Origin of the sequence: Natranaerobius trueperi (assembly GCF_002216005.1) — a bacterium.
In the GTDB taxonomy this organism is placed as follows: Bacteria; Bacillota; Natranaerobiia; order Natranaerobiales; family Natranaerobiaceae; genus Natranaerobius_A; species Natranaerobius_A trueperi.
The window spans coordinates 153,396-173,784 of sequence record NZ_NIQC01000001.1; the positions used below are offsets into that span (position 1 = coordinate 153,396).

A 20,389-nucleotide genomic window follows, 5' to 3' on the forward strand; every position below is an offset into this window, starting at 1 on the left:
CTCCCGTTTGAGGCTACACATTAATTGTGAATTATAATTTTCTGTGTCTCGTTTTCATACTCCACATAAGCACCCAATTGTTCGTTTATAAAACGAAGTGGTACCATAGTTCTTCCTTCTAATAATTCAGGAGCCACCTCTAATTCCATTTCTTTATCATTTACTTTAGCCGTATCACCTTCTAGTGGTAAAGTTATCTCCTTTTTATCTAAGAGAATAGATACCTCTTTTTCTTCACTTAAATAGTCAACATCAGCACCCATTGAATCTGCTATAAATCTCAAAGGAACCATTGTTCGCCCATCAACAATATAACTTTCTACATCCATACTGATAGTTTCTGAACCTACCTTTAGGGTATCAGAACCAACTTTTGTTGTAATAACATTTTCATTTTCGTAACTGTTGTTTGGATTATCATTTTCATCATCTTGATTTTCATCACTATTTTCAGTCTCGGGTTCAGATAGTTCATGTTCTTTTAATAGTTCAAATAAATCTTCTTGTTTAAAGTCCATTTCACCTAAAGAAACTCTTTCTATATCAAAGGTTTCTGAAAAACTTAGGTTAGAGGAAAATTCGTGTCTAACAACACCATATGACATAAATATATGACTTGTATCTGGTATTTCTCCAAAATAATCAGAATACCAAGCCTCAAAAGTTGGCTCCACAGGTACCCAACCATATCCTTCTACATAAAACTCAGCCCAAGCATGGTACTGACCATCTTCTGGTCCTGAGATGTAATAACCAGATAGTCTTCTAGCAGGAATACCCTCTGCTCTAGCGAGTGCTACAAACAGATCTGAATAGTCAGCACAAACTCCCTTTCCTGTTTCATAAGCTTCTAGAGCACCTACATTTCCAGGTGGCACATATTCTAAGTAGTCTTTAACCCAATCAAATATTTTAGAAGCTTTTTCAATAGGTCCCTGTGCACCTTCCACTACTTCCGATGCTAATTCTTCAATAGTTTCATTATCTGATTGTGAAACTTCATCAGAAGAAGTGTATAATTTATAAAATTCACTTTCTCTATCATATGGTTTTGGGTCCATAGCATCTAGATCGTAATAAGTTTCAAAGACAACAGTTTCATTTTCTACACTGATCTCCCAAGTCTCTCCTGGTTCTAGTTCATCCTTTGTGAAAACCAATAGTTCATTTCCGATCTCAAACCAGTAATCATCGATATTATAACCTTTTTGATCTTTTTCTAGATGCTCATCTAAAGTTATTACCTCTTCTGGTTTAGGATCTATATCATAGTCATAATGAAATTGATAAATGCCATGATTTAAAACCCTAGGCGCCATAAAAACAAGGTCTTCTTGTGTTTTATCTGTTTCATTTTCTAGTTTAAACTCTTCACTAAAACGATATATCTCAGGATTTTCTAATGTAAAATGTTCTTCTTCATCCCAACCTAAATAAGGGATTTCATAAGCTTCGTGATAATATACACCTTCACTGGTTCCTATATATAGTGAAGTTGGTGGTTCAAAATGTACATCTAAACTTTCTACTCTATGGTTAATATCATTTACTAAATCCCAATCATCGTCTCTATTTGATGAATAGTAAATACCCGACTCTAAAGCCACAAGGACTTTATCAGGATCGTTCTCATATGTTGTAATATCTACCACTCTAGGAAAGTAATCTTCTTCACTACCTATTAAACCAGTATTAAATGCTTCAAAACCTTCACCTGCATCCTCTGAATAATAGACGCCTTTTCCAAGTGTACCAACCCATACTTTCCTTGGATTTAGGGTAGGTACTTCTAATTCTGAAATTGCATATTCTTTATCATCAATTATCTTTGTAAACTCACCGTATGACCCATATTTTTCTTTAGTCTTATCTTCATCTGCTTCTTCATTTTCAAAGTTTTCATGATATCTATAAACACCAGAATAACCACCTGCATATAACACAGTTTGACCAAGATCCGAATCATAAGAGATATTCAGATATTCAATAAAACTATCAGACAATCCGATCTGTTCCCATGTTTCTCCTCTGTCTTTGCTTCGATAGACACCTTCATTTGTTCCTACCCATATTTCATCACTATCTTTTGGGTGTACACTTATTTGATAGATTTGATTTACAAAATTAGATAAATCAATTTCTTCAAGGTTAAAATCCCAATCTGAAATATACATAGTATCATCTTTAACAAAATATAATTGTTCATCATCATCTTCTTTTTTGTTTTGCCAGAGATGAATTGCGTCTGGACGACTTGTAAACAGTTCAGACCACTCATTTCCACCATCTAGAGTAAAGAATACTTCAGCATCTGATACAGCAACTACATTATCAGGGTTATTTTTAGATACTATTAAATTATTAATATAGGTAGTTAAGCCTTCATTAAGTACCCTAAAGTCCTGTTCTTTTAGATTTAGTGATACTATACCTACATCACTTGTTCCCAAGAAAAATCGATCTGGGTCGTCTTGGTCTTTTAGTATAATGTTAAATTCTTTATTTTGGAGATCTTTATGAACAGTTTCCCAGCTATCTGCTCCTGTAGAACTTCTTTTTACACCTTCTCCTTCTGTTGCAATCATAATGTGGATAGGTGATTTTGGATCCATCCATATATCATGAACAGGAATCCCTAAAAAACCTGAATGATCCCAGTTTACACCACTGTCATAAGAACTATATATTCCGTTTGTTGTACCGATAAACATTATATATGGGAATGCAGGATTTACTGATATAGATAATACTTCACCTACATAGTCATTAGAAAGCTTTGTCCAGTTCAACCCCCTATTGTCACTACTCACTAACCCTTTATCCTCAACTGCTAAAAACACAAACTCAGGTTTATTACTATCTATTAGTCCTGCAGTCACATTTTTACCTTCATAACCTATTAAGGTAAAAGATCTACCACCTGTTCGAGATATGTAAGCACCCTCTTCTGTTCCAACTAATATAGTTTCTCTAAAGATAGGATCTGAAGCCCTATCTATAAAGTTAACCTTTTCACCTTTAAGATCACCCTCAAAAAAATCCCAAGTAACTCCACCATCTTCAGATATATATAAACCATCATTTGCACCAAGATAAACTTGGTCTGGATTTTGTGAACTAACAGCTATATCATTAATTTCATAATCGGATACACCAAGGTGGTACCAATTCTCACCTTTATCAAAACTTTTAAACAACCCCTCTGGAGTTCCTACATAAATATCGTTGGGGTTATTTGGGTCTTGTGCAATAGAAGTAATTTCTCCGCCATAAGGACCACCTGAACTACGCCAATCAGAGATAATCCATCCATCTTGATCACTCGCCATCACTTCATCTATATCAGATACAATACTATTACCTAAAGCTAATATAATTAAAGTTAACCCCAGAATATAATAAATTTTATTGGGCACAGTATTCCCTCCTAACAATAAAAACGCCAAACCATTAAAATATATTCGTATATATTCGCCAATAAAGAGTATAATCCTTTTCTAATGTGATTTAAATAAAACTTTTACAATAAACTTAGGTATTTTTAGACCACGTTTCATCCTTTTAGGATCAGTTACTATTCTATAGAACCATTCAAGCTTTAAGTTTTGAGCCCATTTAGGTGCTCTTTTAACTTCTCCTGATATGACATCTAAGCTTCCGCCTATTCCCATGCTAACATTTACTGATAACTTATTTACATGTTCTGTTAAGAATAATTCTTGCTTTGGACTTCCGAGAGCTGTAAATAAGATACTAGCCTTTGAAGAATTAATATCTGATATGATTTTTTCTGTATCGTGAAAATATCCATTATGATATCCAGAAATAGTTATATTAGGATAATCCTCTTTAATTTTATCAACAGCTTTTTTAACTACATGTTCTTTACCACCAAGTATATAGACACCTACAGAAAGTTGTTGTGCTTGCTTTAGTAGTTTATGCATTAAATCAATACCAGTTACTCTACCTTCTAGTTTATAACCTTGTTTTTTTAGTGCCCATACAACACCATTACCATCGGGTATTAATATATCAGCTTGATTTAGTGCCTTATTCAATTCTTTATTTTCAAGGCTTGTCATTACCTTTTCGGGATTTTGAGCAAATATTAACCTAGTTTTTGGATCATTGTTTAAAATCCATGAATCTGTACAAGATAGAACCTTTTCATAAGTAACTAAATCAATCGGACAATCAAATAAAAAAGCTCGTTTAATGTTATCGTTCATTATTACACCCCATATACCTATCAATATTATCATTATTTAAAAGATGTTCCATTAAACATTCACATGTAGGGGATAGTACTCTATTTTTGTGATATATTACATAAAAGTTTCTATTAGGTACGATATCTTCTACTGTGAAAGTACTAAGATTATCATGTGTTTCAATACTTAAATCAGAAATAAAAGAAACCCCTATTCCCTGCCTAACTAAATTCTTGACTCCTTCTAGGTTGTCCATCTCACAAACTATATTTAAATCTTTAATATCTTTTCCTCTTTCCTTTAAGGCAGTTTCAAATGTTTTTCTTGTTGCAGAACCATGTGATCTAAAAATAAAAGGTAAGTGTAAAATATCACCTAGATAAAGTGCTCCGTTCTTTTGATATTTAGCTTCTAGCTCTTCCTTCCAAGGAGAAGATGCAATCAGTACTAAAGTATCAGATAGTAGCTGTTTAGCACTTACCTTATCAATATCTTTTAATGAACCAACAAACCCCAGGTCTGCTTCATATTGTGAAATCCGTGTAAAAACTTCTTCTGTATCATATATATAGATATTACACTTAACTCTAGGAAATTGTTTTTGAAAAGGCGCTAATAATTTTGGTAGTAGATATATTCCTGGAGTCTGGCTAGCTTTTATATTTATCTCTCCACCGAAATCTTCATTATATTGTTCTAAGTTCTCTCGAGCTCTATCTTTCAACCCGAGAATATCTTCAGCATATGGATAAAATTTTTTTCCTGCCTCTGTTAACACTGTCTTACGATTACGCCTTTCAAAAAGCTTGACACCACAATCATTCTCAAGTGCTTCCATATGAGCACTGACTGTAGGTTGTGTTAGATATAATCTCTTTGCCGCCCTAGAGAAATTCCCTTCTTTAACTACAGTAGTAAAAACTTCTAATTGACGAAAATCCATATAGATACCTCCTAAAAACACCACTATAGATAAATCCTATATTTCTATTTGAATGTATCGATAATTCCTTTTTCTATAATGCTTAACTTAAAGTTATAATAAATCTAGATTCCCTTATATATAAGACGATACAAGTACCATTTAAGTTTCAATTTAAACCTAGAAAGGAGACTGAATTTATATGTTTCTTGTAATTACCTTTCCCACAACTCATAATGCTTTACACTTTGAAAAAATACTTAAAAAAAATAATATTAAAGGTAAATTAATCCCTGTTCCAAGAAAGTTAAGTTCTAACTGCGGACTTTGTGGACGCATTGATAACGATAAAGATTTGGATTTAATACTCACACTTTGTAAGGAAAATAATATCACTTTTGACAATGTCTTTAAAGTATTCGATGATAGATCAAAAGAACCTGAAAAAATTCATTAATAAAAAACCGGCCAAACGGCCGGTCATTTATTTTATTAGTAAAATCCATTTCGCGCAAATAGTACTGCTCCGATCCCAAAGCCTGCACTTAATAAGTAAATAAACAGAACTGTTTGTTTATGACTTAAACCTAGCCCTAATAATTTATGATGAAGATGTTCTTTATCTGCTTGAAAAATCGGTTTTTTAAACTTATACCTTCTAACAATAGCAAAAAAAGTATCTAAAATAGGAACACCTAATACTAGCATAGGAATAATAAATGTCACCATGGTAACACCTTTTAAAAGTCCCATAACAGATAAACCCGATATCATGTATCCTAAAAATAATGATCCTGAATCACCTAAAAATATTTTAGCAGGATAAAAATTATATTTAAGAAAACCTATCACACTACCTAATAAGGCTAATGCAGCTATAGCCACTACTACTTGTTGGTTGATTAAAGCAATAATAAAGAAAGTAAACAGTGCAATTCCAGAAACACCTGAAGCTAAACCATCTAACCCATCTATTAGGTTTAAAGCATTAGTGGCTCCAACCATCCAAAAAATAGTAACTGGAATACTTAATGCACCTAAATAAAATAAACCATCAAATGGATTAGTTAGGAACTCTACCTGATTACCAAAAGAAATAAACGATAAAACAGCTATAATTTGACCAATAAGTTTATTTATGGGAGATAGCCCACGAATATCATCTATAATCCCTACTAATAATATAATCAAAGCACCTAGTAATAAACCTTGAAAATTCCTTTCTAAAGGAACATATAATATTACAGTTGTTAGAAAACTTAAAAAAACGGCCGGACCGCCTAGTCTAGGCATAACACGACTATGTACCTTTCTAGTATCAGGATGATCAACAGCCCCAACCCAATATGAAAGTTTTCTTAAAAGTGGTGTTAAAACCAAACTTAATAATATAGCTGTTAAAATCACTTTTACGTAGAGCTCCAATTCAATAACCTCCAACATATATTTTTACATATTTTTTCCTGCCAGAGATTAAACTCTGACAGGATCTTATTAATCTTCAATTAATTGATTAATTGCTTCTTCTAACTCATCCTCATCCGCTAAATAATACCAAATACCACCGATTTGTTCACTTTCACCTGGAAGTATCTTTGGATCCATATTATCCCAATCTATCTGATAAAAGTTTCGACCGTAGTTCATCAGTTCAGTAAGTTCAAAATCAGTTGAAACATTTTCAGAAACCTCATTCATAAGATCGTTAATTTTAGTTACAGAGCTAAATTGTAACAGCTCATCAATAGTCGCTTGAAGTAGTTTTTGTTGTCTTCTTGCTCTTCCAATGTCCCCTTCTGGGCCACCTCTGTAACGTACATATTGTAATGCTTCTTTTCCATTTAAAACTTGTTCACCTGCTTTTATATTTATAACATCCTCCCCACCATAACTTGACCAGTACATATCTCGTTCTACATTTAATTTAATACCACCTAGAATATCGATACTATTTTTAAAACCTATCATATTCACACGTACATAATTATGAATTGGAATATCTAAAAAATCCTCAACTGTCTCAATAAGATAAGACGTTCCCCCATATGCATGGGCATGATTAATCTTTTCTTCACCTCTACTAGGAAGTTTTACTTTTGTATCTCTTGGGATAGAGATTAATCCAACATCTTTTGTATCTTTATTATAGCGTGCTAACATTATTGTGTCAGTTCTTCCAGAACTATCTTTAGTATCTACTCCTACTAATAGGACATTTAAAATATCTTCTTCACCTTCTTTAGGATCAGGTTGGGGTTGCTCTCTATCTCCAGCGGGATTCGAGTTTTCTAAACTAGTATTAACACTAAAGTATAGGTCTGCTACACGATATCCTAAATATCCAGTAAACAAAAGCAAACAAATTAAAACGACAATTCCAGAACGTTTTATTTTTGTTGACATATGATTCACTCCTCATCCCACACAAATAAATTTTTCTTCAATATGAATATGCAATATCCTTTAGATAATATCTACCAACTTTTATACTACATCAATACGTAAGACATTCCATTTTCGGTAATACCTTTTCGTGATAAAGCACCTTTTGTATCTAAAATAAAAGGTGGGTGAGGATTTGCTACCATCTGATCTCTGATATTACCATAATCAAGATTATCAAACTCATCTTGTCTAGTCAAAAATACTAGGGCATGTGCATCTTTAACACAGTCATGTAAGCTGTTAACTTGTCCAGGTATGACATCAGACTTAACTTCTGGATCATAACAACTCACTTGTTTTGTTCTTTTCTGAAGTGACCGTACTACCTCTAAGGCAGGACTTAATCTATGGTCACTTGAATAGTCTTTCATAGCCAAACCAAGTACTGCTATTTTACAGTTTTCGATATCCTTACCTGCTTCTAAAAGCTTTTCTTCAATACGGTTAACTACTTGTAATGGTCGGTTATCATTTATTTTTCTAGCTGTAGCACTCATCTCTATAGATGCACCTACTTCCTTCGCTTTTGGAAGTAAATAGTAATAAGCGTTGGGTATACAAAAACCGCCTACCCCTGGTCCTGGTCTCAATAAATTAACCCTATGATGAGTATTAGCAAGATCAATAACATGATGGATATCTAATCCAAGTTGTTCACATATACTTGAAAATTCATTTACCATAGCTATATTAACATCTCTAGAGAGATTTTCAAATACTTTAGAAAGTTCAACAGCCTCTATAGATGGTGATGAAACAATCTTACCACCATCGTTAAATAACGTCTTTAATAGCTCTTCAGATCTAATACGACTTTTATCAGTTACCCCAGCTACTAATGTTGGCATATCACTAAATTCATGGAAAGCCTTACCTTCAGCAATTCGTTCAGATGAATAAGCCAAATCAAAATCTACACCGGCAGTAAACCCACTTTCCCTTTCTAGTATTTCACGAACAATTCCTTCTGTAGTGCCTGGAACCACAGTACTTCTAAATAACACTAAATCGTCTTTTTTAAGGTTTTTTCCTATCTCTTTTGAAACCTTTTTTATTGGTTCATAATCTACCTGGCCGTTGTATACAGGGGCTCCTACAGTAACTACTATATTATTAACATCACTTAGTGAACTTTCACAATCAAGTGTTGGTTGATACCTTGTAGAATCTAATTCTTCTTGTAGAATTGTTTGAATACTCTTACCTTGATAACTTTCTAAGTGATTTGTATAACCATTCTTAAGTTCTTGTACTAAAGATTTATCTATATCTACACCGTATACAAAAAAACCTCTCATAGCAAAGCTTAAAGCTAATGGAAGACCTACATATCCTTGTCCGAATACGGCAATTTTATCTTTAGTCATTATTGGTTTTAGTTCATTTCTATCTAGTTCTGTCATTTACAAGTCTCTCCTTTATCAACAAACATAGTTAAATAACTAATCTCTAACCTCATTTATATAATAATCAATACAAACAATCAAGAGTTAATTGCACGGTAAACTTAGTTTGATCTGCAAGATGTTTACTATTTGCAAGTAACTTACCTACTATATCGTCATACTCTTCATTGATTTTATCACTCAAATCAATTAACTTTTCACTTGTAATTTCATCGAAATCAACTAGCTTGTTTTCTTGTTGCATTCTTTTAAAAGTACTCGCTACCTTAGGCTGATAAGAAAGACCAATAGTAGGAACACCGCTTTTCATTGAAAAAATTGCACCATGTAACCTCATACATAAATTGATATCCATTTCACTAAAGATACCTAATAACTCTTTAGGAGTACCTTTATGAGTAAAAATATCTGTGTTTTCACTATATTTCATGTTATATCGAACCAGTTCACTTACTTCAATATCAGGCTTATATTGCATTGGTATGAATAATATCTTATACCCTTTTTTTGTCATTTCATCTAAGTATACTGCTATTTCATTAATAAAGTGATTATCATTCCAAGGTCGTAAACTAACACCTAACCATTTCTGATCTTTATTAAATTCTTTATTCAATACATTTGTTAATAATTTTTTTGAATCTTCCTTGTTATTTTCTAATGCAAAAGCTGGATCTGCTGTTACTCTTATTTGTTCTTCAGTTATACCTAAATCTATTAAAACTTGTTGTGATTCTTCATCTCGTACTGTTAAGACGTCTACCCTACGTACAATGTTACGAATTAATATTTTACTTAATGGGCGATATATCGGACCGACCCCTTGTGCATAAAAAACTACTGGTTTTTTAAATAATTTTGCTAATAAAACTCGTGATAACCAATAAGGTACAACTCGTGGGTGATTATCTTGTAATAATCCTCCACCACCACTTATAAATAGTTCACCATTTTTTATTGTTTGAATAACTCTATCCATACCAGAAAACATCCGACCAGTAAACTCTGAAACTACGCTATGTTGTTTTTCTGTTTTTTTCGGATCTTTTGATAAAACTGTGATATCAATATCCATTTTTCTTTTTTGGGCTTCAGCATGTAGACTATCAACTATTGCAGATAGAATAGCTTCATCACCAGTATTATCAGCTCCGTAATATCCGTGAATTACAATACTTTTTCCCATAATTTCTCCATCCTTTTTACTCGCTCGTCCCAAGAGTGTTGTTCGGAAAACTCCCGTCTCATCCGCTTTATTCCTGGTAGCATACCTTCTTTATGATAATTTTCTTCTCTTTTTATAGCAGCATCTATTTTAGCTAAAAACTCCTCTTTAGAATCAGCTAAGTATAAATAGTCAGTAAAACTTTCAAGCTCACGTAAGTTAGTAGCTACAACTGCCTTTCCACCAGCCAAATATTCATAGACTTTAACTGGGTTTACCCGTTCTGTTAATTTATTTTTTTTGAATGGACAAATAGCTACATCAAAGGTTTCAAGGATCTTAGGTAAGTTTTTATAGTTAATAAACCCAGGAAAATAAACATTATCTTTTTCTTTCAACCTACCTATATCAACACCTAAAGGTCCGATCATAAAAATCTTAAAATCTGGTCTTTTATCTGCTATATATTCTATTAAAGAAAGATCTACCCAGTCACCTATACCACCCACAAACCCAATTTTTGTATCATTTGTAGTTAACTGTGCTGCTAGCTCTTTATTAACCCCTGATTGTTCTAGACTCTCCTTATCTGGACCATGAACTTTTTTTTCATCAACAGCAAAATGATCCACTTGTGCTCCATTTGGTACTAAATAACAATTAGAGTTAAATTCTTTTTTCTCTTCATATAGTGCATGTGCAGTTGTAAAAACTAGATCAGCTTGACGCAAAAGTCGAACTTCTAATTCTCGTACAATTTTTTCATTATGTCCTGTAAAAGATGCATGACAATCTACACAGTCATAAATCACCTGACTTGTTGGAAAAAATTTTATTAAGTCTACTGTGTTAGGTAATGTAGTTAAAATAATTGGATCTTTAAATCCTAGCTTTTTAGTTGCTATTTTCCGTAATTTTTTACCTAAAGAGCGCTGATTTATAGGATTAATCCCTTTAACTTTACTTTGAAAAGGAAGTGTTGGTTTAGGTGAATATAAACTAAGATTTTCTAATTCTTGATGTTTTCTTAAACCAGAAAACCACTTTTTAATAGCTTTTGGTTTTTTTAAAGGAGCAAGAATAGAGTACGGTGGTTCAACATATAAAACTCTATTATTTTTACTAAGTCTACTTACAGTTTGTTGCGGGCGAGCAAATACATAATCCCAATCAACTGCACTAAAGTATATAATATCTTTATTTTTAATCATTAATTCATTTCCTCCTCATCAAGCAAAGGCTCGAAAATACTTTTAAATTCATCTAATGTCATATCTTTAGTTACCCCAAACCTAAATAGTCGTTGAGGATGGGATTCTTCTGTAACATAACCTTCTCTTACTAAAAAAGTTCCTTCATATTCAGCATCTACAACCCAATTCTCTATTTGTGTATCCCATGCCCCAAAAGGATAGGCAAAATAGTTCACTTTTCTTTCTAACAATTGTTCTAAAACTTCCTTTGACTCTTCTAATTCATTTTGTATTCTATTTCTCCATTCATGATCTTGTTCATCTTCTTTTCTTTCAGTAAAAGGTACATGAGATACAGAATGGCTTTCAACTTTTATACCCGCTTCTTCTAATTCTAAAAGCTCATCATCAGTTAAAAAGTCATATCCCTCATCTGATAATTGATTAATTCTTTCAGTTATCATAAATAATGTAGCATCAAAATTATATTCTTCTAATAAGGGAAAAGCCTTCGTATAGGTACTTCTATAACCATCATCAATTGTAATTAGTACCGGACGTTTAGGTAGATGATCATCATCTCCGGTTTCTACAAAAGTTATTACATCATCAACATCTATAGATTCAAAATTATGCTCTTTCAGAAATTTTAACTGTTCTTCAAAGTCATCTGGTGTAATAGTTGCGCTTGTCTGTGGATCATCAGAAAAATGATGATACATAAGTACTGGTATTTTAATATCATGATTTTTATCTTCAACTTGTTCAGTTGAATTATCATCAGTTAAGATTAGTCCACTACCTATTACTAACAAAGCGATTAATAAACCGCTTAAAAGCCACCATCTCATATTATTCCTCCTTACAACAACCCTTCTTGTTTTAGAGTTCTAGTTAGTCCATCAGTGAGAGAATATCTAGCTGTAAACCCTAATACTTCGTTTGCTTTATGAGAACTAAAAAGGCTACGCTTGATATCTCCAGGCCTTTCATCTTGATAGCTATACTTAAGGTTCATTTTAGTAAGTCTACCTATGGTTTGAAACAGTTCATTAATAGAAATTTCACTACCATAACCAATATTAAATACTTCACCACTACCATGATTTAGGGCAAGTAAATTAGCCATAGCAGCATCTTCAACATATACAAAATCTCTAGTTTGGTTCCCATCACCATGTATCTGTAAAGTTTCATCTCTTTTTATTGCATCTAAAAATACTGCTACTACACCACCATCTGCTCCTGGCAGTTGCCCTGGTCCATAAACATTAGCATAACGTAGGACTGTATAATCTAACCCAAAGTTTTCATAATAACTTCTTAAATAACTTTCAAAGGTATATTTACTAATTCCATAAGGTGATAATGGATTTTTAACATGCTCTTCTTTTAATGGTAACTCAACTGGGTTACCATAAACTGCAGCGCTAGAAGCATACACTACTTTTTTAGTACCACACCGTACTGCTTCTTGTAAGACACGTAAACCACCAAGTAAGTTAATCTTCGCATCTTTATCTGGTGCTTCTAAAGATTTACTTACACTTACCTGAGCTGCCATATGAATTACCCATTTAGGTGATTCATCAAAAAATATATCAGATAAGTCTTCTGTAACAGATCTTTTATAGAAAATTGCTTCTGTTGGAATATTATCAATTAACCCAGTAGAAAGATCATCTAATATCACAACCCGGTAACCTTCTTTTAATAATAATCGTGAAACATTTGAACCGATAAAGCCGGCTCCCCCTGTAATCAGTACAGTCATAAATATCCTCCCGTTCTTAATTACACATATTCTTGATATAGTTCTAAAGTTTTAGATACCACTTTTGAAAAATGGTAAGATTCATTTACTTTTATTTTCGCATTCTTTGAGATATATTCACTCAAATCTTTTGATTCAAAGATTCTAGTTAATGAATCAGTTATTTTCTCTGAATCTTCTTTAGGTATTAATAACCCATTTTCGTTATCATCTATTAATTCAAATACTCCACCTACTTCAGTTGCAATGATTGGGACACCAGCTGACATAACTTCGAGTAGTATTATTGGAAGCCCTTCCATAAGTGAAGATAAAACAAATACATCTGCTAATTTTAATAATTTAGCTACATCTGTACGATAACCCGTAAATATAACTTGATCTCTAATTGATAAATCACTTGCTAATTGTTGTAGATTCTTTAGTTCAGGTCCATCCCCTACTAATATTAGATAATACGGCTCATTAGTTTTTTTAGATTCTAAAAACTGTTTAAATCCTTTTAGTAGATTAGCTTGTCCCTTTACAGGAACTAACCTTCCAACTGACATAACTATTTTTGCATCATTAGATATATTAAACTCTTCATATAAATTGTCTATTTCTGTATTTACTACATCAAATTTTTCTGGGTAAACACCATTTGGAATGTGAGTAATGGAATTTTCATCAACTCCATCTTGTAAAAGTTCATTTTGTAAGCTATGTGATACAGTTATAAAATGATCAACTTGCTTTCTAAGAGATTTTTCCATGTACGGATACACATATCTTTTCCAACTATTTTTGTAGTCATGGTAAATAGATGAATGAACAGTTGTAAATAAAACTGGTTTAACTTCAGATATCATAAATTTATATGCTAGTCTACCAATAAAATTAGCACGCACACCATGGGTATGGAAAATATCTGGTTTTTCTTCTGCTATATATTTTATTAATGGTGAAATTATTTTTAAATCAAATATACCATTCATAGAAAAAACTCTTAAAGGAAGTCCTTTTTCTCGCGCTTCTTCTGTCAAGGGACCTTCCATTAATGATATTAAGGTAACTTCTACATTGGGGTAATTATTAAGTTCACAAATCAGGCTAATAACCTGATCCCGTGAACCACCACCTTCACTTCCACTTATTAAATGAAAGACTTTCACTTACATCTCCTCCCCCTTATCTGAGGCTAGATCACCTTGATAGATTAACGGTATAGCATAAAGGACCCCAACTAAAATCCAAAAATAACTACCTACAACTAAAACTTCAAAAATACTTGCAGTTCCATTTTGAATAATGACAGCAAAAAGACCAGCGATTATACCCTTAGTAAGGTCTATTGCAAAAGGATCTGTTAATCTTTTTAAATTTTTATAGGCTTGTTTAAATATACTTATTACCAACCATAAAAAAATACCAAGTCCAGTTATTCCAAGCTCTGCACCTAGTTTCAAGTAGTGATTATCTACCCAAACAGCACCTGGCATATCATGGCGAATAGCTACTGTGTCACCAAAAGAACCAATGCCTGTTCCAAAGATTGGGTTGTCTAACATACGTAAAAATGCCTCTTTCCAGTAATATAAGCGTCCTGCTTCAGCACTTCGTGCTAAATACTCTGGGCTAAACGCATGAAACAATCGTCCTGTTACAGTTTCCGGAAGAATAAAAGGCATAGCTACCAAAGCTACTACAAATAAAATGATAAACCGTTTATCTTTAAGTACTAATAATAATCCCAAACCTACTAATAAACCAATCCAAGCCCCTCGTGAAAATGTAAATATAAGTGTTAGCCCCATAATTATACTAATAATTAAATATAAACTACGATTAAGTAAAGAACCACCCCTACGTAAAAAAAGGCTCATAGCTAACGGAATAAACATAATCATGTAACCACCTAATGCATTGGGGTTACCAATTGTAGAAAACACTCTTGTTCTGATATTTTCCATATCTCTATCAATCCAATTAGCAGGTGTTTCAAAGGCAAAGATATATTGAACTATACCAAATAGCGCTACAAAAGTAGCTGCTATTAACATATATTTTATTAGCTCTTCAAAAAAGTCTTTATCTTTAATACCTTTTAAAGAATAAAACACTATTAGGTACCATAAAATCATCTGTCCCATGACACGAATTCCATCTATAGCTACAATGGGTGGAATTCCATTTATTATCACAGTTATAAAAGAAAAAACTAACAAAATAATGTAAGGTAGATCACTTTCAGTCTTTTCATAAAATGATCTTTTCTCATGTTTGTATAAAGCTAGTACAAAGACTATACCTGCTAGCATTAAGGCATCATTCCAACCACTTGCTAATAAAGAAGGTAGTCCGAAGTTTCTAAAGAAAAAATCGAATAATGAAAACAATGATAAAACTATAAGTATAGTTGAAAGACCTGTAGCTAAAATGTTTAATCTGTTATCAGAAAGTTTATGTGTTATGTTCATATTTATCAAACCTCTTTTCACCTTAGATATCCCTTTTTTACTGATTTAATTTTAACTAATGGGTATTTAAAAAGCAAGAATAGCTTACATAAAGTAGGTAAAAAACGGACTGAGAATTTCCCAGTCCGTTCTAACTTACTTCTTATTTATTACTTAATGTCATACTCTCCTCTAACCATAATAACAGCATCATTTCTTACAGAGATTCCTCTTCCATCATCTCTTGCAATTAATAAAGAATGGTTTTGAGGAATATCTTCACCATCTTGAATATCTACTCCTGCTGTAAGGTCAGCCAAACCACCACTAGTAGTTGCAACCGCACTTCCACTACCAGCTCGTAGAATCATTTCAGAACTAGCACCACCAATGATAGTATCACCAGCACTTACCTGTACTACCTCAAATTGATCAGACCCTTCAATATCTAGTAGCTCCTCAAGTTCTTCTAGCTCATCTAATTCATCTAAATTAGCTAGACGTTCATCTAGTTCAGTTTTAAGTTCATTAATCTCTTCAAAAATTTCTTTCTCTAGTTCATCTCGTAGTTCTTCTTTCATAACATCATTTACATAGCTTTCTGTTACTAGAGGGTCTTCTTGTGAGCCTGGGTCTGAATTGACATCTGCTAAAACAGCTTGTCCTACAAATAAGCCACCTAAAATAACGACTGTCAATAATAAAGCTACCTTTTTTGTCATATGTAAACTCCTCCCGTTAAGTACTTATACTTATTTTAACCTATAATGGTAATCTAGGACAAGTGACAAAATTAGCAAAATAATCTAGGAAATTGTGTCTAATTTAGTACCCTCTTTCATTATGTCAATAAACACCCTCGCTAGGTTGGGATCAAACTGTCTCCCACTACACCTTTCTATCTCTTTGAATGCACTTTCTTTTGGCATAGATTTTTTATAACACCGTCCGGATACCATTACATCATAAGAATCAACTATTGCAATAATACGTGACAAAAGTGGAATCTCATCACCTTCAATACCATGGGGATAACCTTGTCCATCCCATCTTTCATGATGATATAAAATACACTCTGCTATTGGAGCAATCTCTGGAGCAGATAACGCAATTTTGTAACCTGTTTCAGGATGTTTTTTGATAGTTTTCCATTCTTCAGTTGTTAATGACGTTTTCTTTTTTAAAATAGTTCTAGCAATAGTTACTTTACCAATATCATGAAGTTTAGCTAAGATTGATAGTTTTTGTAATTCACTCAAAGGTAAGTTTAAAGCTTCTCCGATTTTAACAGATAAAACTTCTAACCTTTTACTGTGCCTTTCTGTTTCATAACTTTTTTCTCTTAGGGTTTTTAATAATGATTGTAAAATATCACTTCTAACCTGTTTACTTTTAAGTAACTTTTTTTCATACATTTTATCTTCTGCTTCTTTAATTAATTGGTGAACAGAAATATGTGCTAAGTCTTTAGTTGCAACACCTAGTGACATACTTGGTGGAATATGACTTAATTGTTTTTGTTTCATATTATCTTCTATCCGATTTGCTATATTATTTGCTTCTTCTATTGTTGTTTTAGGTAGGAGAACTATAAATTCATCACCACCGAAACGTGCAATAACATCTTCTTTTCTACATGATTCTCTAAAAGCTTCAGCTGCTTTTAATAATAACTTATCACCTTCAAAATGACCAAAGGTATCATTAATTAACTTCAAACCATTTACATCACCTAAAATAATACTTAATGGAAGCTGTCTAACTGTATCTAAACGATAAAGTTCTTCATTAAAAAACCTACGATTATAAAGGCCTGTGAGTTCATCATAAAAACTTAAAAAGCGAATTCGTTCCTCAGCTTCCTTTCTTGCTGTAATATCACTAATGTGACCTTCTAAATGGTTTAGTTTACCCTCTTTGTAAACACCTATCCCCTTTTCTTCTAACCACTTTATTTGACCTAATACATCCTTTATTCGATAAATTAAATAAAAAGGCTTTTGGTTTTCAATTGCTCTAGTCACTTGTTTATTTATCGTATCAAGATCTTTTTCTAAAATTAGATCAGTTAAGTTTAATTTTCCTTCTAAAAAGTCACTTTTATCATAACCGGTCAAACTTTCAATGTCCTGATTTAGATAGATCATACTATAACTTTTATCATAATGACATAAATAGATAACACCAGGGATATTTTCAGCTAAATTTCGAAACTTTTCTTCACTTCCTTTAAGATCATTTTCTGTTTGTCGTCTATCTGTAATATCTTCTGCAGAACTTAAGATTCCTTCTATATTCCCTTCACTATCTGTCAATTTTGTATTCCGAAAATGAAATAAACGCTTTTGTTGATTATAAGTAAGAACATAACTTTCTAATTCACTGAACTTATCTGAATTAATAAAATTCTTATCATCAACATCAGGAAAAAATCTTTCAAACCAATTTTCACCGATTATATCTTCAAAGTTACAACCTAATAGGTCACATCCTTTTTGATTAATATATGTAACTTTGCCATCACTATCGACTGCTAATAACATTACACCTGCGATATCTAAATATTGTTTAAATCTATTACGTTCTTCTTCTAAACTTTTCTCTACATTTCTTTGGGATATTTGTGCTGCAATTAACTGTTTTTGACTCTCTTTTAATCTATCATGAAATAAACCAACAATTACTCCAAGAAATAAGTAAAAAAAGAAACTAGTTATAACATTAGATAGAATATATTGATCTGGGTTTACAAAATAATAGATCAAAATAATAAAACAACTAAAAAGACTAATTGAAAATCCACCTCTAACACCAAACCAAATAGCTGAATAGATAGTAAGTATACCACCACTAATAGTTACATAGGGAAAAGAAAAAAACTCTAATAAAACAGATATTATTATAATTATAGCACCAATAGCTATTAGTGCTAATTTAGTACTATCACTTTTTTTAAATAAGTACATACCCCTACCCCCGCAAAAGAAAAGTTTGAATTTTTTTGTAGAACTTCTAACATAGATATCTACTAACCTCTAAAAAAGAAGATTAGTTCTTTTTTTGTAACCGTCTTTGAAAGAAAATGAATATAGGTAGTGGCACAACTATCCAGGCTAAACTTTTAATAAGAGAGTTTTGAGCTTTGATTCTCTCTCTATCTTTATGGTCACGAACTACATTTTCATAGTTTTCTCTTAATTCTTCATCAGATAATTCAATTTCTGTTTCATCAAATCTGTTAATCTGTCTATTAACATAGTCATCAAAAGTTTGATAGTAAGGTTCTGGTGAAACCATATCGGCAGTAGACATAAATACTCCTACACTTCCTCCGATAGTCATCATAAGTGTTACAAATAATACTAAATATATATATACATTTTTAATCATATCTTCTCCTCCTTCTTGGTTAGTCCCTTTAATACCAGCTATTGCAAAAATAACTAAAAAAACTAAACCTACAAAAATAACTGGAATAATTATACTAGCTGTCATTTTTATCACCTCTTATATAGCTTGTCTTACATATGTTTTAAAATACTGCAGGTGTTCTAGGTTAGTAAAAAGAAATAGTTAATGTGATATTCACATTAACTATTATATTCTATCAAGTCAAGGATCAATTTACCTGGGGGTATTTTAATGAAAAAATTCTTTATTTCTTTACTAATTATCTTAATTAGTTTATTTATTCTATTCATATCTCAATATGATTATCCAAAAGAAACAACTGATAAAGGCTTAAATAAGTTACCAGAACCTGAAATTGAATCAAAGGAAGATAAACAACATTCAATTACAATTGCAGCTGTTGGTGATGTAATGGGACACATGCCACAAGTATATAGTGCACACAGCCCAGAAACTGATGAATATGACTTTACTGATCATTTTTATCCAATAAAAGATAATATACAAAATGCAGATCTTGCTTTTTGTAACCTTGAAACCACTTTAGGTGGTGAAGATAAAGGCTATTCTGGTTTTCCTATGTTTAATTCTCCTGATTCATTAGCAAAAGCACTCAAAAAAACAGGCTTTGATATAGTATCTACTGCAAATAATCATTCACTTGATACCGGAAAACAAGGACTTTTAAGGACATTAGAAGTTTTAGAAGATTTAGGGTTAACTCCTATTGGAACCCATAAATCAAAAGAAGATAAAAAAGACCCTGTAATAATAGAAAAAAATAATATAGAAATAGGTTTTATAGGATATACCTATGGAACTAATGGTATACCTATTCCAGAAGGCCATGATTATTTAGTTAATTTAACTGATCTAGAGAAAATTCAAAAAGATATCAATCGCTTAAAAGACAATGATGTGGATATAATCATCTCCTCTATGCATTGGGGAATTGAATATCAAAAAACACCATCTGAAGAACAAGAATATCTAGCAAATCAATTAGTATCTATGGGTGTAGATATAATTTTAGGCCACCACCCACATGTTCTGCAACCAATGGAAAAACTTACTATAGAAAGTGAAGGTGACACTAACAAAGGATTTGTAGTTTATTCTCTTGGTAATTTTATATCTAATCAGAGAAAACGTTACCGTGATAGTGGAGTTATTATGAAGTTAGAACTTTTAATAAATGAAGAAGATGATAAAACTTCTTTAACAAAAGTAAACCCTATTCCCACTTGGGTTGATCGATATGAGAGTGAAGATGGGACAGAATATGAAATTTTAAATGTAGAAAATGAGCTTTCAAAAGAAAACTTTAGAGATAGTAATCAAAAACATCGTTTAAATGAAGTTAAAAATGAGACTAGAGAAAAAATGGATGTAATTACAGATAAATTGTATCTTGATTAACT

17 protein-coding genes are annotated in these 20,389 nt (G+C 32.1%); 2 read left to right on the forward strand and 15 right to left on the reverse strand.

Translation table 11 applies throughout. The features are described 5' to 3' along the window. Positions 1–20: 20 nt before the first annotated feature. The 3 genes from CDO51_RS00705 to CDO51_RS00715 all read right to left on the reverse strand — a co-directional run bounded on the left by CDO51_RS00705 (position 21) and on the right by CDO51_RS00715 (position 5,157). The gene (locus CDO51_RS00705; RefSeq protein ID WP_089022382.1) at positions 21–3,416 is read right to left on the reverse strand and encodes a stalk domain-containing protein; all 3,396 of its coding nucleotides are present in this window, start codon (positions 3,414–3,416) and stop codon (positions 21–23) included. A gap of 81 nt (positions 3,417–3,497) precedes the next feature. Then, positions 3,498–4,232 (reverse strand): WecB/TagA/CpsF family glycosyltransferase, encoded by a 735-nt coding sequence (locus tag CDO51_RS00710; protein WP_158212257.1) that lies wholly within the window; start codon positions 4,230–4,232, stop codon positions 3,498–3,500. After that, positions 4,222–5,157 carry a selenium metabolism-associated LysR family transcriptional regulator gene (locus CDO51_RS00715; protein WP_089022384.1) on the reverse strand — a complete coding sequence of 312 codons (936 nt, stop codon included), beginning with the start codon at positions 5,155–5,157 and terminating at the stop codon, positions 4,222–4,224. The genes CDO51_RS00710 and CDO51_RS00715 overlap by 11 nt, the downstream gene beginning before the upstream one ends. Before the next feature lie 181 nt (positions 5,158–5,338). Between CDO51_RS00715 and CDO51_RS00720 the strand changes: the two genes are divergently transcribed. Continuing rightward, positions 5,339–5,593: a putative Se/S carrier protein gene (locus CDO51_RS00720; protein ID WP_089022385.1), complete on the forward strand. Its 255-nt coding sequence runs from the start codon at positions 5,339–5,341 to the stop codon at positions 5,591–5,593. A 35-nt stretch (positions 5,594–5,628) separates the two neighbouring features. Here the strand turns inward: CDO51_RS00720 and CDO51_RS00725 are convergent, their stop codons facing one another. From CDO51_RS00725 to CDO51_RS00780, 12 genes are all read right to left on the reverse strand, one after another. After that, complete coding sequence (locus tag CDO51_RS00725) at positions 5,629–6,561, reverse strand: MraY family glycosyltransferase (protein WP_089022386.1); 933 nt, start codon at positions 6,559–6,561, stop codon at positions 5,629–5,631. Between the two features lie 69 nt (positions 6,562–6,630). Then, positions 6,631–7,539, reverse strand: a complete 909-nt coding sequence (locus tag CDO51_RS00730; RefSeq protein WP_089022387.1) for an LCP family protein — start codon at positions 7,537–7,539, stop codon at positions 6,631–6,633. Between the two features lie 86 nt (positions 7,540–7,625). Then, positions 7,626–8,984 (reverse strand): nucleotide sugar dehydrogenase, encoded by a 1,359-nt coding sequence (locus CDO51_RS00735; protein WP_205842035.1) that lies wholly within the window; start codon positions 8,982–8,984, stop codon positions 7,626–7,628. 67 nt (positions 8,985–9,051) lie between these two features. Next, entirely contained in the window at positions 9,052–10,173 is a 1,122-nt protein-coding gene (csaB, locus tag CDO51_RS00740; RefSeq protein ID WP_089022388.1) for a polysaccharide pyruvyl transferase CsaB, read from the reverse strand. After that, complete coding sequence (locus tag CDO51_RS00745) at positions 10,155–11,363, reverse strand: glycosyltransferase (RefSeq protein ID WP_089022389.1); 1,209 nt, start codon at positions 11,361–11,363, stop codon at positions 10,155–10,157. Before CDO51_RS00745 ends, csaB begins: the two co-directional genes overlap by 19 nt. Continuing rightward, positions 11,363–12,196: a polysaccharide deacetylase family protein gene (locus CDO51_RS00750; protein WP_089022390.1), complete on the reverse strand. Its 834-nt coding sequence runs from the start codon at positions 12,194–12,196 to the stop codon at positions 11,363–11,365. The genes CDO51_RS00745 and CDO51_RS00750 overlap by 1 nt, the downstream gene beginning before the upstream one ends. Before the next feature lie 11 nt (positions 12,197–12,207). After that, positions 12,208–13,119, reverse strand: coding sequence for an NAD-dependent epimerase/dehydratase family protein (locus CDO51_RS00755; RefSeq protein ID WP_089022391.1), 912 nt, complete (start codon positions 13,117–13,119; stop codon positions 12,208–12,210). 20 nt (positions 13,120–13,139) lie between these two features. Then, positions 13,140–14,273: a glycosyltransferase gene (locus CDO51_RS00760; protein WP_089022392.1), complete on the reverse strand. Its 1,134-nt coding sequence runs from the start codon at positions 14,271–14,273 to the stop codon at positions 13,140–13,142. Beyond that, a complete protein-coding gene (locus tag CDO51_RS00765; RefSeq protein WP_089022393.1) occupies positions 14,274–15,578 on the reverse strand; it encodes an O-antigen ligase family protein in 1,305 nt (434 codons plus the stop codon). A 149-nt stretch (positions 15,579–15,727) separates the two neighbouring features. Further along, positions 15,728–16,279 (reverse strand): hypothetical protein, encoded by a 552-nt coding sequence (locus CDO51_RS00770; RefSeq protein ID WP_089022394.1) that lies wholly within the window; start codon positions 16,277–16,279, stop codon positions 15,728–15,730. An 84-nt stretch (positions 16,280–16,363) separates the two neighbouring features. Continuing rightward, entirely contained in the window at positions 16,364–18,523 is a 2,160-nt protein-coding gene (locus tag CDO51_RS00775; protein WP_089022395.1) for a diguanylate cyclase, read from the reverse strand. Positions 18,524–18,605: 82 nt separating this feature from the next. Next, complete coding sequence (locus CDO51_RS00780) at positions 18,606–19,052, reverse strand: hypothetical protein (RefSeq protein ID WP_205842036.1); 447 nt, start codon at positions 19,050–19,052, stop codon at positions 18,606–18,608. A 147-nt stretch (positions 19,053–19,199) separates the two neighbouring features. Between CDO51_RS00780 and CDO51_RS00785 the strand changes: the two genes are divergently transcribed. Beyond that, positions 19,200–20,387, forward strand: a complete 1,188-nt coding sequence (locus CDO51_RS00785) for a CapA family protein (protein WP_089022396.1) — start codon at positions 19,200–19,202, stop codon at positions 20,385–20,387. Positions 20,388–20,389 lie beyond the last annotated feature (2 nt).